General features: G+C 69.3%; 12 protein-coding genes and 1 pseudogene. 3 read left to right on the forward strand and 10 right to left on the reverse strand.

The genetic code is table 11. The features are described 5' to 3' along the window. Positions 1-10: 10 nt before the first annotated feature. Complete coding sequence (locus tag CEK69_RS07600; RefSeq protein ID WP_226975082.1) at positions 11-3,814, forward strand: PAS domain-containing protein; 3,804 nt, start codon at positions 11-13, stop codon at positions 3,812-3,814. 74 nt (positions 3,815-3,888) lie between these two features. On the opposite strand, the gene CEK69_RS07605 is transcribed toward CEK69_RS07600, so the two are convergent. From CEK69_RS07605 to CEK69_RS07615, 3 genes are all read right to left on the reverse strand, one after another. Continuing rightward, entirely contained in the window at positions 3,889-6,252 is a 2,364-nt protein-coding gene (locus CEK69_RS07605) for a Tex family protein (RefSeq protein ID WP_152244812.1), read from the reverse strand. A gap of 96 nt (positions 6,253-6,348) precedes the next feature. After that, a complete protein-coding gene (locus CEK69_RS07610) occupies positions 6,349-7,914 on the reverse strand; it encodes a hybrid sensor histidine kinase/response regulator (protein ID WP_230979331.1) in 1,566 nt (521 codons plus the stop codon). A gap of 144 nt (positions 7,915-8,058) precedes the next feature. Beyond that, positions 8,059-8,274, reverse strand: coding sequence for a hypothetical protein (locus CEK69_RS07615; RefSeq protein WP_017907884.1), 216 nt, complete (start codon positions 8,272-8,274; stop codon positions 8,059-8,061). Between the two features lie 177 nt (positions 8,275-8,451). Between CEK69_RS07615 and CEK69_RS07620 the strand changes: the two genes are divergently transcribed. Next, positions 8,452-9,663, forward strand: a complete 1,212-nt coding sequence (locus CEK69_RS07620) for an FAD-dependent oxidoreductase (RefSeq protein ID WP_150409143.1) — start codon at positions 8,452-8,454, stop codon at positions 9,661-9,663. 150 nt (positions 9,664-9,813) lie between these two features. On the opposite strand, the gene CEK69_RS07625 is transcribed toward CEK69_RS07620, so the two are convergent. Genes CEK69_RS07625 through CEK69_RS07650 form a run of 6 tightly spaced genes read right to left on the reverse strand, consistent with a single transcriptional unit; the run spans position 9,814 to position 13,770 of the window. Beyond that, positions 9,814-10,269, reverse strand: a complete 456-nt coding sequence (locus CEK69_RS07625; RefSeq protein WP_017913022.1) for a hypothetical protein — start codon at positions 10,267-10,269, stop codon at positions 9,814-9,816. Then, a complete protein-coding gene (locus tag CEK69_RS07630; RefSeq protein ID WP_026144177.1) occupies positions 10,266-10,466 on the reverse strand; it encodes a PspC domain-containing protein in 201 nt (66 codons plus the stop codon). Before CEK69_RS07630 ends, CEK69_RS07625 begins: the two co-directional genes overlap by 4 nt. A 28-nt stretch (positions 10,467-10,494) precedes the next feature. After that, on the reverse strand, positions 10,495-10,869 hold the full coding sequence (locus CEK69_RS07635; RefSeq protein WP_148828215.1) for a DUF5329 family protein: 375 nt from the start codon (positions 10,867-10,869) through the stop codon (positions 10,495-10,497). Between the two features lie 52 nt (positions 10,870-10,921). Further along, positions 10,922-11,998 (reverse strand): class III poly(R)-hydroxyalkanoic acid synthase subunit PhaC, encoded by a 1,077-nt coding sequence (locus CEK69_RS07640; protein ID WP_152244814.1) that lies wholly within the window; start codon positions 11,996-11,998, stop codon positions 10,922-10,924. Beyond that, complete coding sequence (gene phaE / locus CEK69_RS07645) at positions 11,995-13,110, reverse strand: class III poly(R)-hydroxyalkanoic acid synthase subunit PhaE (RefSeq protein ID WP_152244816.1); 1,116 nt, start codon at positions 13,108-13,110, stop codon at positions 11,995-11,997. The genes CEK69_RS07640 and phaE overlap by 4 nt, the downstream gene beginning before the upstream one ends. 45 nt (positions 13,111-13,155) lie before the next feature. After that, positions 13,156-13,770 carry a CDP-alcohol phosphatidyltransferase family protein gene (locus tag CEK69_RS07650; protein WP_017909499.1) on the reverse strand — a complete coding sequence of 205 codons (615 nt, stop codon included), beginning with the start codon at positions 13,768-13,770 and terminating at the stop codon, positions 13,156-13,158. A 141-nt stretch (positions 13,771-13,911) separates the two neighbouring features. Between CEK69_RS07650 and CEK69_RS07655 the strand changes: the two genes are divergently transcribed. After that, a complete protein-coding gene (locus tag CEK69_RS07655) occupies positions 13,912-14,670 on the forward strand; it encodes a 3-hydroxybutyrate dehydrogenase (protein ID WP_152244818.1) in 759 nt (252 codons plus the stop codon). A 531-nt stretch (positions 14,671-15,201) separates the two neighbouring features. On the opposite strand, the pseudogene CEK69_RS07660 reads toward CEK69_RS07655, so the two are convergent. Beyond that, positions 15,202-15,356, reverse strand: a pseudogene (locus CEK69_RS07660) (7,8-dihydro-8-oxoguanine triphosphatase); the annotation flags it as partial.

Consider the following 15,356-nt stretch of genomic DNA (forward strand, 5'->3'; position numbering starts at 1 on the left):
ACTGGGCCCGATGGAGCACTGGCCGCGGAGCCTGCTCACGGCGCTGTCGATCTGCCTGAACTCGCGGTTCCCGATGGCGGTGCGCTGGGGCGAGCGCCAGTTCAACCTGTACAACGACGCCTACGTGCCGATCCTCGGGTTGCGGCACCCGCAAGGGTTCGCGCGGCCAATGGAAGAGGTATGGCCGGACGTCTGGCCCGAGGTGCGGGCGCAGGCCGACCAGGTGATGGCCAGCGGCGAATCGACCTGGAACGAACATATTCCGTTGACGATGATGCGCAACGGCTACGGCGAGCAGGTGTATTTCACCTTCTCCTACAGCCCGCTGTTCGACGACGAGGGCCGCATCGCCGGCGTGCTGTGCGTGTGCACCGAGGATACGGCGCGGATCACCCTGGCGCGCGAACGCGACACGCTGCTGAAGGCGCTGGACGCGCAACGTGCGCAGATGGCCGATGCCTTCGAGCAGTCGCCGGCGGCGCTGGCGATCCTGCGCGGCCCGGATTACGTGATCGAGACCGTCAACCGGCGCTACCAGCAGCTGGTCGGACCGCGCGAGGTGGTCGGCCGGCCGCTGACCGAGGCCATCCCCGAAATCCAGCATCAGGGCGTCATTGGCCTGCTCGACAACGTCCGCACCAGCGGCGTGCCGTTCATCGACGAGTCGATGACCTTCCAGCTGTGCCGCAGTCCGCACGAAGCGACCTCGGACACCACGCTGGAATGCGTGTACCAGCCGATGCACGACGCCGAGGGCCGGGTCAGCGGAATCCTGGTGCATGGCATCGACCGCACCGAACAGGCGCGCGCGCAGGCGCACGACAGCTTCCTGCTGATGCTCGAGGACACCCTGCAGAACCTGCACAGCACCGAAGCCATCTGCGAGACCGGTGCCGCCCTGCTCGGCCAGCACCTCGGCGCCAATCGCTGCGCCTACGCGATCGTCGAGGCCGACGAGGACGTGTTCGACGTGCGCGCCGACTACGTCGACGGCGCCTCGCACCTGACCGGGCGCTCGCGCTTCAGCGATTTCGGCAGCGACCTGCTGGACTGCATGCGCGAAAACCGGCCGTGGGTGGTGCAGGACACCGAGACCCACCAGCCGCCGATGCGCCTGGACGACCAGAACTACCGTCGCCTGGGCATGCGCGCCGTGCTGACCGCACCGCTGCACAAGGCCGGCCGCCTGGTGGCCGCGATCGGCGTGCACCACGCCCAGCCGCGCGTGTGGACCTCGGCGGAGATCGAGCTGGTGCGGCTGGTGGCGGCGCGCTGCTGGGAATCGATGCAACGCGCGGGTGCGCAAAGCGCACTGGCCAGCAGTGCCGCGCGCCTGAGCGAACTGGCCGATGCGATGCCGCAGATCGTGTTCACCGCCATGCCCGACGGCCACGTCGACTACTTCAACCGCCGCTGGTACGAGTACACCGGGCTGCCGGTCGGCGAGGCCGGCTACGACAGCTGGCGCCATGTGCACACCGAGGAAGGCCTGGCACGGGTGATGGAGGTGTGGCCGGAAGCGCTGCGCAGCGGCAAGCCGTACGAGATCGAGTACCCGCTGCGCCGCCACGACGGCGAGTACCGCTGGCATCTCGGCCGCGCCCTGCCGATCCGCGACGACAGCGGCCGCATCGTGCGCTGGATCGGCACCAACACCGACATCCACGACCGCCGTCTGGTCGAGCAGCGCCTGCAGGAAAGCGAACTGCGCTTCCGCCAGCTGTGCGACAACGCGCCGGTGATGATCTGGATGTCCAATGCCGACGGCGACTGCGAATACATCAGCCGCCAGTGGTATCTGTTCACCGGGCAGAGCGAGCAGGAGGCGCTGGGCAGCGGCTGGCAGGAAATGATCCATGCCGACGACCTGGCCACGGTCGGCCGTACCCTGGCGCGCGCCTGCGCCGACCGCCGCGCCTACACCGTGGAATACCGCCTGCGCCGCCACGACGGCGAGTACCGCTGGTGCGTGGACACCGCCACGCCGCGCTTCAGTTCGTCCGGCCAGTTCCTGGGCTTCATCGGCTCGCTGCTGGACATCGCCGAGCGCAAGCGCATCGAGAATGCCACCACCGCCGAGCGTGCGGCGCTGGAGATGATCACCACCGGCAAGCCGCTGAGCACGGTGCTGGAGGCGATCGCGCGCGGCATCGAGTCGCAGAGCGATGTCGGCCTGCGCTGCACCATCATGCTGGTCGACGAGCACCGCCAGTGCCTGCTGGAAGGCGCCGCGCCGAGCATGCCGCCCGCCTTCCGCAAGGCGGTGCAGCGCCTGCCGATCGACCCCAACACCGGCTGCTGCGGGCGCGCCGCCTATCTGCGCCGGCAGGTGCTGTGCAGCGACGTGCGGGTGAACCCGCATTGGCAGGCGTATCTGGCGACCGCCCTGGAGGCGGACATCGTCGCCTGCTGCTCGACGCCGATCCTGGCCAGCGACGGCGAAGTGCTGGGCGTGGTCGCGCTGTACTACCCGTTCGTGCACTACCCCAACCCGCACGAACAGGATCTTGCGCGCTCCGCCTCGCACCTGGCCGGCATCATCATCGAGCGCCGCGGCACCGACCTGCGACTGCAGCAACTGCTCGCCGCCGAGCAGAGCGCGCGCAGCGAGGCCGAACGCGCCAGCCGCATGAAGGACGAGTTCCTGGCCACGCTCAGCCACGAGCTGCGCACGCCGCTGAACGCGATCCTGGGCTGGTCGCGGCTGATGCAGGACGATGCGGTGCGCCAGAAGGACCTGAGCAAGGGCCTGGAGGTGATCGAGCGCAGCGCGCATTCGCAGGCGCAGATCATCGACGACCTGTTGGACATGAGCGCCATCCTGTCCGGCAAGGTCCGCCTGGAGGCCGGCGAGCTGGACCTGCGCGCACTGCTCAGCGAGACCATCGATGCGGCGCGCCCCGGCGCGCAGAACAAGGGCATCGACATCGCGCTGGTCGCCGACGAAGCAACCGCCCTGCCCTATCTGGGCGATCGGGTGCGGCTGCAGCAGGTGCTGACCAATCTGATCGGCAACGCCATCAAGTTCACCCCCAGCGCCGGCACGGTCACAGTGACCCTGGACAGCACCAGCACCCACGTCCGCATCGCCGTCGGCGATACCGGCATCGGCATCGACCCGGCGTTCCTGCCGCACGTGTTCGACCGCTTCCGCCAGGCCGACGCGAGCAGCACGCGCAGCGCCGGCGGCCTCGGCCTGGGCCTGGCGATCGCCAAGCAGCTGGCCGAACTGCACCAGGGACAGTTGTCGGTCAGCAGCGAAGGCGTCGGCCTCGGCGCAACTTTCACCCTGCTACTGCCGCGCAACGACGTGCAGAGCCTGGATCCGATCCGCCGTGGCAACGACGCCGCGCTGTCCGGCGGCATGCTGCGGCGCGACGGCATTCGCCTGGATGGCGTGCGCGTGCTGGTGGTGGACGACGACATGGATTCTCGGGGCGTCACCCAGCGCTTCCTGCAGGAAGCCGGTGCCGTGGTCGAGGCCGCGGTCTGCGCCGACGATGCCGAAGCGCTGCTGCGCGAACGGCCCTATGCGCTGCTGGTCAGCGACGTCGGCATGCCGCGCCGCGACGGCCACAGCCTGATCCGCAGCATCCGCGCCCGTGGTGCCGGCGCAGCCAGCCGCATCCCGGCCATCGCGCTGACCGCCTACGTGCGCAGCGAGGATCGCGCGCTGGCCCTGGAGGCCGGCTTCGACGCGCACCTGGGCAAGCCGGTGGATCCGGTCAAGCTGCTCGGGCTGGCCGCATCGCTGGTGGCGCCGGTACCGGCCGCGCTCGCCACCGACCAGAGCCAAAGCGCCGAATCGGCCTGAGTCGGCGCTGCGCGGCCGCACCGTGTGGCCGGCACTGGATGCACCGGCGCAAGCGCGCCGGCTCTCCCGGAACCTCAGCTGCGCTTGGCGCGCGCGAACGCGTCGGCCAGCGCGCTGTTGACCGGCGCCGCGGCAGCCGGCCGCGGCTTGGCATTGCCGCCGCCCGCATTGCCACGCCCGTCGCGCTCGCGCCGCGGCGGGCCGCCAGCGCCACGCGCGTCGCGGTCGCGGTCGGCCGGACGCGCCGGCGCGGGCGTGTCGTCCAGGCGCCGGGTCAGCGCGATGCGCTTGCGCGCCACGTCCACTTCCAGCACCTTGACCTTGACGATGTCGCCGGCCTTGACCACGTCGCGCGGATCCTTGACGTAGCTGTCCGAGAGCGCGGAGATGTGCACCAGGCCATCCTGGTGCACGCCGATGTCGACGAACGCGCCGAAGGCGGCGACGTTGCTGACCACGCCTTCCAGCACCATGCCCGGCTTGAGGTCCTTGATGTCCTCCACGCCGTCGGCGAAGCGTGCCGCCTTGAACTCCGGGCGCGGATCGCGGCCCGGCTTTTCCAGTTCCTTGAGGATGTCGCGCACCGTCGGCAGGCCGAACTTCTCGTCGGTGAACTGGTCCGGCTTGAGGCCGCGCAGAAAGCCGCCATCGCCGATCAGCGCCTTGATCGGCTTGCCGGTGGCACCGACGATGCGCTCCACCACCGGATAGGCTTCCGGGTGCACCGCCGAAGCGTCCAGCGGCTCCTCGCCATCGGCGATGCGCAGGAAGCCGGCGCATTGTTCGAACGTCTTGTCGCCCAGCCGCGGCACCTTGAGCAGGTCCTTGCGGCGCTTGAACGGGCCGTTGTCGTCGCGGTGGCGCACGATGTTCTCGGCCACGCTCGACGACAGCCCGGACACGCGCGACAGCAGCGCCGCCGAGGCGGTGTTGACGTACACGCCGACCGCGTTCACGCAGTCCTCCACCCTCGCGTCCAGCGCCCGCGCCAGGCGGTACTGGTCGACGTCGTGCTGGTACTGGCCCACGCCGATCGCCTTGGGCTCGATCTTGACCAGTTCCGCCAGCGGATCCTGCAGGCGCCGCGCGATCGACACCGCGCCACGCAGCGACACGTCGAGCTGCGGGAACTCCTTGGCGGCGAACTCGGACGCCGAATACACCGAGGCGCCGGCTTCGCTGACCACGATCTTTTCCAGCTTCAGCTGCGGGTTCTGCTTGATCAGGTCCGCGGCCAGCTTGTCGGTCTCGCGGCTGGCGGTGCCGTTGCCGATCGCGATCAGTTCGACGCCGTGCTGCGTGCACAGCTGCCGCAGCGTGTGCAGCGACTGGTCCCACTGCCGGCGCGGCTCGTGCGGATAGATGGTGTCGGTGGCCAGCAGCTTGCCGGTGGCATCGACCACCGCGATCTTGCAGCCGGTACGGATGCCCGGGTCCAGGCCCAGGGTCACGCGCGGCCCGGCCGGCGCCGCCAGCATCAGATCCTGCAGGTTGTCGCCGAACACCGCGATCGCCTCGGCCTCGGCCTTTTCGCGCGCCTGGTTGAACAGATCCAGCAGCAGGTGCATGTGCAGCTTGGCGCGCCAGGTCAGGCGACAGGCATCCAGCAGCCAGCGGTCGCCCGGGCGGCCCTGGTTGGCGATGCCGGCGCGCAGCGCGACGCGGCCTTCGGCGTACTGGTGGCCGGCTTCGGCCTCGTTGCCGGGATCCAGCTCCAGATACACGATCTCCTCGCGGCGCGCGCGGAACAGCGCCAGCAATCGGTGCGAAGGAATCTTGGCCAGTGCTTCGGCGTGATCGAAGTAGTCGCGGTACTTGGCGCCTTCCTGCTCCTTGCCCTCGGCCACGCGGGCGCGGATGACGCCCACCTCGCCCAGCCAGGTGCGCAGTTCGCCGACCAGTGCGGCATCCTCGCCCCAGCGCTCCATCAGGATCGCGCGCGCGCCTTCCAGCGCGGCCTTGACGTCGGCCACGCCCCTGTCGGCATCGACGAAGCCGGCGGCGAAGGTTTCCGGCACCTGGCTCGGATCGGCCAGCAGGCCATCGGCGAGCGGTTCCAGCCCGGCCTCGCGGGCGATCTGCGCGCGCGTGCGCCGCTTGGGCTTGTATGGCAGGTACAGGTCTTCCAGCCGCGACTTGGTGTCGGCGGCGACGATCTCCACGCGCAGTTCGTCGCTTAGCTTGCCCTGTTCGGCGATGCTGGCCAGCACCGCGGCGCGGCGCTCTTCCAGTTCGCGCAGATAGGTCAGGCGCACTTCGAGATTGCGCAACTGGGTGTCGTCGAGCCCGCCGGTGACTTCCTTGCGGTAGCGCGCTATGAACGGGACGCTGGCGCCCTCGTCGAGCAGGGCGATGGCGGCGCGCGCCTGCGCCGGCTGCGCGCCGATCTCGGCGGCGATGGTGTTGGCGATCTGCTGGGCGAGCTGAGTGTCGTGCATTGCGTCCGGCCGAAGCCGCCTTGCGGAAAACCCGCATTTTCGCAGTGCGCGCGCCGCCGGGGAACCCGTTGACAGGCGCGCGCCAAGCTGGCGGCGTCAGGTGACGCCGTTCGGCCCGTCCAGCACCATGCGCACCTTGCGGATCAGTTCCTGGCGGTTGTACGGCTTGGCCAGCACCTCGAACTCGTTGCCGCCGGCATCGGTACGCTCGATCGAGGACTCGGCATAGCCGGTGGTCAGCAGCACCTTGATCTTGGGCCGGCGCCGCCGCGCCTCGCGCGCCAGCATCACGCCATTGAGACCGCCGGGCATGATCAGGTCCGAATACAGCAGGTCCACGTGCACGCCGGTATCGAGCAGTTCCAGCGCCTCGCGGGCGTTGTACACCACGTGCGTGGCATAGCCCTGGTCGCCGAGGAACAGCCGCGCCAGCTCGGCGATGTCCGGCCGGTCCTCGACGATCAGGATCGTCTCGTCGCCCTGGCGATCGAACGGGCGGCGCGTGCGCGAATCGCGCGGGGCCATGTTCTCGACGTTGTCGTCGATCGGGAAGTACAGGCGCACGGTGGTGCCGTGGCCCTCCTCCGAATACAGGCGCACCGCACCGCCGGACTGCTTGGCGAAGCCGTAGACCATGGACAGGCCCAGGCCGGTGCCCTTGCCTTCTTCCTTGGTGGTGAAGAACGGATCCAGCACGCGCGCCAGCACCTCCGGCGGCATGCCGCTGCCGTTGTCGGTGATCGACACGCACACGTAGTGGCCAGGCAGCAGGTTGTCGTAGGTGGTGGGTTCGTCCGCGCGCACCGACACGTTGCGGGTCTGGATCACCAGACGCGGCGCCGGCTGGTCGGCCATGGCGTCGCGCGCATTGATCAGGATGTTGAGCAGCGCCACTTCGGCCTGGGTCGGGTCGATCCGGCAGTTGCGCAGGTCCGGCGACAGCTCCAGCGAGAACGCGATGCCGTCGCCCAGCGTGCGCTCGGCCACATCGCTCATCCCGGCCACCAAGGCATTGAGATTGAGCACGCGTCCTTCCAGCTTCTGCTTGCGCGCGAACGCCAGCAGCTGCTGGGTCAGGCGCGCGGCCTGGCCGGCGGCATCGCGAGCGCGGTCCACGCTCTTGCGCAGCAGCGATGGATTCAGCGGGTCGCTCTCGACCGCGTGCTCGATCAGTTCCAGATACCCGGACATGACCTGCAGCAGGTTGTTGAAGTCGTGCGCGATGCCGCCGGTGAGCTGACCCAGCGCCTCCATCTTCTGCGCCTGACGCAGCGCGTCCTCGGCATCGCGGCGACGGCTGACGTCCAGCTGCGAACCGAAGAAATACACCAGCTCGCCGCGGTCGTCATACACCGGAGAGATATACAGCGCGTTCCAGAAGCTGGAACCGTCCTTGCGGTAGTTGAGGATCTCCACCGCCACTTCGTCATGCGAGGTAATGGCGTCGCGGACGCTGCGTACGGTCTCGCGATCGGTGTCCGGCCCCTGCAGGAAGCGGCAGTTATTGCCGATCAATTCCTCGCGACCGTAACCGGTCATTTCCAAGAACGCGCGGTTGACGAAGATGATCGGATTGTCCGGCTGCCGCGGATCGGTCACGATCATCGGCATGCGCGTGGTCTGCACCGCAGCGAAGAAAATATCGCTGCGCTGATTGGACATGTCGGTGGGGGCGTTCGGGTCGACGGTCGTCGGCGGCGCCGAGGTGTTGCTGATTTCTGGTGCGGGCATGGTCGGTGGCAGGTCGATGCGAACCGTCGCTGGCCCGCCTAGGCGGGCGGCCACACCGGGGTTCGCACGCCGGCGTCAACGCGAATAATACCTGTGCAGGCGTTCTACCACGATATCGTCCTGCAGCGACTCCAGCGCCATGATCCGCACCTGCCGATCGCTCAATGCCAGCACGCGCTCGACATAGATCTCCGGGCCTGCCTCGGTTTCCTTCATGGACTTGCGGAAACCGTAGGGCACGACGCCCTTCTCTCCGTCCTTGCTGCCACCGATATATAGAACGACCGACATGACGCTTCCTCTACAGGGAATTCGTGGAACTGGCGCGCACCATACACAGCGCCATGTGAGGGACTTCTGCACCGAGATTAATCGCGGCTGTTTGCCCGAACATGACGTCCGCGGCGGCTCACGCGGACTTAACCGGACCTGCGCCTAAGTCGCACATCCTTTCTGCGCCGGGGCGTCATGGATCTCAAGAGCGGTTATCCCTTCTGGTCGGTCCGCAACGGCCTGATGCAGAGCTTTCCGCAGCTGCGCGACGACGTGCGCTGCGATGTCGCGGTCGTCGGCGGCGGTATCACCGGCGCCTTGATCGCCGAAGAACTGAGCGCGCACGGGCATGCCGTGACGGTCCTGGAGCAGCGCGACATCGGCTGGGGCAGCACCGCGGCCAGCACCGCCCTGCTGCAGTACGAGATCGACACCCATCTGATCGATCTGGCCAAGCGCTATGGCGAACCTGCCGCCGCCCTCGCCTACGGCGCCTGCGCGCAGGCGCTGGAGCAGTTGCGCGACCTGGTCCGGCCGCTGCGCGATGTCGACTTCGGCTGGAACGACAGCCTGTACTACGCCAGCAAACGCCGCCACGTGCGGGTGCTGCTGGAAGAGCTGGAAGTGCGCGCGCGACACGGCCTGGACGTGGAATGGCTGGACGCGCAGACGTTGGACGCGGACTACGGCCTGCAGGCGCACGGCGCGATCCTCAGCCACCAGGCGGCACGGGTGGATCCGTACCGCCTCACCTATCGCCTGCTCGGCCGCGCCTTCCGACGCGGCGTCGGCGTCTACGACCGCACCCGCATCGCGCGGATCGTGGTCACTGGCCGCGGCGTGACCCTGCACACCGATCAGGGCGCGCAGGTGCGCGCCGGCCATGTGGTGATGGCCGCCGGCTACGCCAACCAGCACTGGCTGGATCAACGCGTGGCCCGCAACCGCAGCAGCTACGCCTTCGTCAGCGACCCGCTCGAGCCTTCCGTCCTCGGCCCATTGCGCGACACCATGATCTGGGAAAGTGCGCGGCCGTATCTGTACCTGCGCAGCACCGGCAACGGCCGCATCGTCGCCGGCGGCGAGGACGACAGCGTGGACGTGCCGGCGCGCCGCGACGCGCGCGTGGACAGCAAGGCACGCACGCTGTCGCGCAAGATCGCCAAGGTGATGCCGGGACTGGATTTGCAGCCGACCTTCGCCTGGGCCGGCACCTTCGCCGAGACCGAGGACGGCCTGCCGTTCTTCGGCCCGCACCCGCAGCACGGCCCGCGCGTGCAGTTCGCCATGGCCTACGGCGGCAACGGCATCACCTACAGCATGATCGGCGCCGGCCTGCTGCGCGCCCAGATCGAGCGGCATGCGCACCCGCTCAAGCGCCTGTTCGGTTTTTCCCGGCTCGACTGACCCGAGCCACCAACAAGCGCCACTGGTACATCCGTACGAATGGCTTCAGCCGCGACCGCGGCGTTCCCGGGAAAGCCCGTCGCGGCTGAAGCCGCTCCTGCGCGGCAACGTCGTGCATTGCGAAAGCAGCGGTTTGCGGACGCCACGCGCTCAACCCGTCCCCGGCCACCAACCCCGACCGTACAGCGCATAGCGATCGGCGGCGCGTTCCAATGGATTGCGCACGCTGACCCCGCCGCAGGCCAGGTACACCGGCAGGAACAGCGGCCCGAGCAGCATGTACTGCAGCACGTGCGCACGTTCGTGGTCGCCGAGCCGTACCGCAGGATGCCGGCAGCGACCGGCAGCGTGTTCGTAGGTGGCGCAGGCCACGTCCAGATCGTCTGCACTGAGCAGGATCACGTTGCCCAGCGTCATCGCCCCGCGTGGCCGCATCGGCACGCGTTCGAACACCAGCGCCAGTTCGCGCCGGCTGAAGCGCAGGCGGGCACCGAAGGCCAGCGCGATGGTCCCGACGAGCATGCCCAGGACAGTGTTCGGCGAGGTCCAGAGAACGCCGACGGCGATGCCGGCACGGCGCCAGACCCGCGACAGCGGCCGCGTCAATCGGCTTCGTTGGGAATCAGCAGCCACAGGATCAGATAGACCAGGATGCCGGGGAAGGCGGCCGAGACGATCGAACCGACCACGTACAGCACCCGCAGCAGGGTCGCATTCCAGCCGAAGCGGTGGGCGATCCCGCCCATCACGCCCGCGATCATGCGGTCGTTCAACGAGCGCGACAGCGAACGGGGTTGCGACATGGCAGCGGCTCCAGCGACGGCGGCTAGCTCACTCTACGCGCGCCGGCGCGGGCGCGGCGTGACGGCGCAATGCCGCCAATTGTTGCTCGAACCAGGCCGCCGCCTCCTGCTCCGGCCGGCCAGGACAAGCGACACGGTAGGCGCTTCCGCTGACGCTGCTGCGGCTGGCGCCGCGCGCGATGAACTGCTCGGCGCTGTCCACCAGGTCGCGCGAACGCAGTGCCGCATACTTGCGCTGCAGATGCGCCTCGGCCTCGCGACCGGAGTACCAGGTCCCGTTGCGTTGGAACCGGCACGGCGAGGACTGCAACGCCGCCAGCAGTCCGCGGATTTCACGGTCGGCCGCGGCCGCAGGCGCAGCGATGCCGCGCTCCACGCTCAGCCAGGCCAGCGCCACCGCCAAGACGACGCCAGCAAGACGCGCCCCTGGCGGCACGACGCGTCGCCGCTGGCGCTCAGTGCCCGCCATCGCGCTCGGCCAGCCACTGATGGAGCGCCGCCGGCACTTCGCGTTGGGCGCGGCCGGAGACGTAGATACCGATATGGCCGCCGCGGAAACTCAGTTCGGCGTAGTCGCGGCTGCCGACCACGCCGCGCAGCGCCCGCGACGCATCCGGCGGCACCAGGTGGTCCTGCTCGGCATAGACGTTGAGCACCGGCATGGTGACCCGACTCAGGTCCACCGTGTGCGCACCGATGCGCGCGCGCCCGTGCATCAGCGCGTTGTCCTGATAGAACTGCTTGACGAACTCGCGGAAGGTCTCGCCGGCCAGATCCGGCGAATCGAAGATCCATTTCTCCATGCGCAAGAAGTCCTCCAGCGCCCGCGGATCGTCGAGGATGTCGAGCAGGCCGACGTACTTCTGCAGGTTCAGGCGGAACGGCTTGAGCATCAGGTAGCTGACGTTCATCAGGTCCGCCGGCACGTTGCCCAGCGTGTCCACGAACAGGTCGACGTCGACCTGGCGCGCCCAGTTGGACAGCATGTTGTCCGGGGTGTGGAAATCCACCGGGGTGACCATGGTGACCAGGTTGCGCACCTTCTCCGGCTGCAAAGCCGCGTAGCACAGCGAGAACGTGCCGCCCTGACAGATGCCGAGCATGTTGACGGGGGCGCCGCCGCCGGCGGAACGCAGATGGTCCACCGCGCCGTCGATGTAGCGCAGCAGGTAGTCCTCCAGCGTCAGGTAGCGCTCCGAGCGGTCCGGATAGCCCCAGTCCAGCACATAGACGTCCTCGCCCAGCGCCAGCAGGCCCTGCACCAGCGAGCGGTCGGCCTGCAGGTCGACCATGTACGGGCGGTTGACCAGGGCATAGACGATCAGCAGCGGCACCTTGGTGGTGGGCGGGCGTTCGCCGACGAAGCGGTACAGCACCACCTTGCCGTCGCGCCACACTTCCTGGCGCGCGGTGGCGCCGTAGTCCACCGTGTCCAGGCCCGGCAGCACGCGCAGGCCTTCGAGCAGCTTGCGCTGCAGCTCCAGGGTTTCCTGGACCAGATCGTCGCTGCTGAAACTCAGCGGTCCCTTCATGCGCGACTCCGGCGTGCCGCCGGCGTGGTCCCGGCCCGCCGCGGCTTGGCGGCGGGCGTGGCCTTCGCTGGCGTGGCGGCGTTGGATTTGGATTTGGGCGCGGCGGCTGCCGCCCGCACAGGGGCCGACTTGGCCGCGGTCTTCCGAGGGCTCTTCTGCGGCGCAGCCGGGGCCGGAGCAACCGGTGCAGGTCCGGCCGCGGCAGTCGCGCCCTGCCCTTCGCCGCGCTCCAGTCGTCGCAGCCGCCGTTCCAGGTCGGCGATGCGCCGATGCGCGGCATCCAGTTCGGTACGCGTGGGCAGGCCCACCTGCTCGCACACCTGCTCGGTCTCGCGCTGCAGCAGGGCGCGCAGGCGCATCTGCGCGTTCGCGACGTCGGCGTAGACCTGGCGGAACTCCGGCGACAGCGCGGCCGCCGCATACGCTTCCTCGGCCGCGTCGATCCACAGATCGAACATCGCCCGCGCGTTGGTCAGTTGCCGGCCCGGATCCTCGTGCGCGCGCAGCTTCTCCTCGAACAGGCCGAAGGCGCGGTCGATGGCGCCCTGCAGCAGCCCCAGATAGGCCTGCAACTGCGCCTGATAGTCCTGCTGGGCCTTGGCCAGCGCCCGCCAGCGCGCCTGGTGGTTGCGCGCCGGGCCGAACCCGGGCATCTGCAACCATGGGCCACTGTCGCGTTGCAGGCCCTGCAGCCACTGCGCCGCCTGCTGCAGCCACGGGTCGATCCCGGCCTGGCCGGCCCCGCGCACCGCACCCAGCAGCCACTGCAGCAACTGCTCGCGTTGACCCTGCACCTGTCGCTTCCAGGCGTCGGCGACGTCGGCACTGCTGGCGTCGCGACCGGCGAACTGCGCTGCCACCTGCTGCATCGCGCCGAGCCAGTCGCCGGCCTGCTGCTGGAACTGCGCCAGCGCGTCCTCGGCCTGCGGCGCGCTGCCGCGCGGCAGCCACTGGCTCCAGGCCGCGATCGCCTCGCGCCAGGAACCGGCGCCATCGCCAGCCGCGGGCGACGCGGGGGCCGCGGCGCCCTGGCGCAATGCGGCGCTCCAGGCCTCCCAGTACTGCCGCGTCATCGCCTCGAAATCGCCGGCGCCACCGCCGCTAGCCTTCATCGCCACTCTCCAGACCTGGCCCGCGATGATAGCAACACGCTGCGATCAGGGCTTGGGGATGCGTAGCGTCTTGCTGATCATCAGCGAGCCGGACAGCGCGAACAGCAGCGCCAGCGGGTGCAGCAGCCACGGTCCCAACCGCCACTCGCCCCACCACAAGGCGTCGCCGATATGGCCCAGGTGCGCGGCGATCGCCAGCACGATGACCAGGCCCAGGCTGCTCGGGATCGGCGTGCCCTCGAAGTACGGCACCTTGTCGCCGTCGCCGGCGATCTGCTCGGCGGTGACGTTGTAGCGGGCCAGGCGGCTGACCCCGCAGCAGACGAAGAAACTCAGCACCAGCCAGTCCCAGCCGCCCTGCATGCCGCAGGCGTAGGCCAGCGCCGCCGGAGCCACGCCGAAGGAGATCACGTCGGCGAGCGAGTCCAGCTCGCGGCCCAGGGTCGAGGACGACTTGCGCCAGCGCGCCACGCGCCCGTCCAGCGCGTCGAACACGAATGCCAGCGGGATCAGCGCCATGCCGAACAGCAGGTCGCTGCGGCGGCCGTCCTGCAGGAAGCGCATCGCCGCGAACACCGCGCCGGTGCCGCAGAAGGCGTTGGCGAGGGTGAACCAGTCGGCCAGCTGGAACTCGCGCAGCATGGAGAAGTGGCGTTTCATCGGCATAACGTGGCGGATCCGGCGTGAGCGGCGAGCGACGGCACAGGGTAGCGTGGCGCCGCCGCACTGGCGAGCGGCCGCTGCCAGGCGTCACGGCGCGCTGCTACGCTGATCGCCCCCCACTCCGCGCAGGTACTCCCCATGCAGACCGTCCTGATCACCGGCGCCGCCAGCGGCATCGGCGCCGGCATCGCCCACGCACTGGCCGCCGACGGCCGCCACATCGTCGTCAGCGACCTCGACCTTGAGGCCGCCGAAACGGTCGCCGCGCAGGTGCGCCAGGCCGGCGGCTCGGCCGAGGCGGTGGCGCTGGACGTGGCCAGCGCGGACAGCATCGCCGCGGCGCTGGCCGCCGTCAGCCGGCCGGTGGACGTGCTGGTCAACAACGCCGGGCTGCAGCATGTGGCGCCGTTGCAGGAGTTCCCGATGGACAAGTGGAGCCTGCTGGTGGAGGTGATGCTGACCGGGGTCGCCCGGCTGACCCAGGCGGTGCTGCCGGGCATGCGCGAACGCGGCTTCGGCCGCATCGTCAACATCGGCAGCATCCACTCGCTGGTCGCCAGCCCGTACAAGAGCGCCTATGTCGCCGCCAAGCACGGCCTGGTCGGCTTCTCCAAGGTGATCGCACTGGAGACCGCCGACACCGACATCACCATCAACACGCTCTGCCCCAGCTACGTGAAAACGCCGCTGGTGGACAAGCAGATCGCCGACCAGGCGCGCACCCGCGGCATTTCCGAAGCCGACGTGATCGCCCAGGTGATGCTCAAGCCGATGCCCAAGGGCGTGTTCATCGCCTACGACGAACTGGCCGGCTGTGTGGCGTTCCTGGCCTCGCCGGCGGCGCGCAACATCACCGCGCAGACGATCGCCATCGACGGCGGCTGGACCGCGCAGTAGCGCTGCGGCAAGCGCGCACGTGCGCCTGCTGGATCGCGCGACCGACGCTGGCGAATTTTTCGCCAGCGCGGCAGCGACCGTTGCGGCACAACGCCAGCGGCATCTTATCCACAGCGTTCGTGCGCTTTCATCCACACCGGCTGTGGAGAAGCGCGACCGGGACTGATGAAATTTTCGCCACCCGGCAGAATCGGGCAGCCATTTCAGCGACTTGGACCGCTTGCCCACAGGCTTGTGCAGCATCGATCCACAGCCACTGTGGACAAGACGGACGTGGTGCCGCGCGAGCGTTCGACCGAGCGGCGCGCCGGCCCCTCGCCCATCCCCCGACGGGAAAGGCAGAGGCTGTTCCTTCTCCCGCCGGGAGAAGGTGGCCCGAAGGGCCGGATGAGGGTACGGGCGGAGCTTGGTGCACCCAAACATCGCGAGACGCTTGACGCCGCGCCCTCACCCGCCACCAAACTCCGCGAGTCGCTTTCGCGCCGTACCCTCACCCCAACCCCTCTCCCGATGGGAGAGGGGCTTAGCGCGTCAGACCCGCGAGTAGCGCCAGGACTGCATGCGTCCGTCGCGGTATGGCATGACCCCGTGGAAGGGGCGCGGGTCGCCGTCGAACACCAGCGGCAGGAAATGGCGATCGCCCTCCCACAGCGGCAGCGTGTCCATCTGCGCGATCGGCACCCCAG

This window comes from Xanthomonas sp. LMG 12462 (genome assembly GCF_009192885.1).
Classification (GTDB): domain Bacteria; phylum Pseudomonadota; class Gammaproteobacteria; order Xanthomonadales; family Xanthomonadaceae; genus Xanthomonas_A; species Xanthomonas_A sontii.

Bases quoted from the DNA above. Each gene is read 5' to 3' on its own strand.
- CEK69_RS07600 (WP_226975082.1), top strand. From the start codon at position 11: ATGGAGCACTGGCCGCGGAGCCTGCTCACGGCGCTGTCGATCTGCCTG.
- CEK69_RS07605 (WP_152244812.1), bottom strand. From the start codon at position 6,252: ATGCACGACACTCAGCTCGCCCAGCAGATCGCCAACACCATCGCCGCC.
- CEK69_RS07610 (WP_230979331.1), bottom strand. From the start codon at position 7,914: ATGTCCAATCAGCGCAGCGATATTTTCTTCGCTGCGGTGCAGACCACG.
- CEK69_RS07615 (WP_017907884.1), bottom strand. From the start codon at position 8,274: ATGTCGGTCGTTCTATATATCGGTGGCAGCAAGGACGGAGAGAAGGGC.
- CEK69_RS07620 (WP_150409143.1), top strand. From the start codon at position 8,452: ATGGATCTCAAGAGCGGTTATCCCTTCTGGTCGGTCCGCAACGGCCTG.
- CEK69_RS07630 (WP_026144177.1), bottom strand. From the start codon at position 10,466: ATGTCGCAACCCCGTTCGCTGTCGCGCTCGTTGAACGACCGCATGATC.
- CEK69_RS07640 (WP_152244814.1), bottom strand. From the start codon at position 11,998: ATGAAGGGACCGCTGAGTTTCAGCAGCGACGATCTGGTCCAGGAAACC.
- phaE (WP_152244816.1), bottom strand. From the start codon at position 13,110: ATGAAGGCTAGCGGCGGTGGCGCCGGCGATTTCGAGGCGATGACGCGG.
- CEK69_RS07650 (WP_017909499.1), bottom strand. From the start codon at position 13,770: ATGAAACGCCACTTCTCCATGCTGCGCGAGTTCCAGCTGGCCGACTGG.
- CEK69_RS07655 (WP_152244818.1), top strand. From the start codon at position 13,912: ATGCAGACCGTCCTGATCACCGGCGCCGCCAGCGGCATCGGCGCCGGC.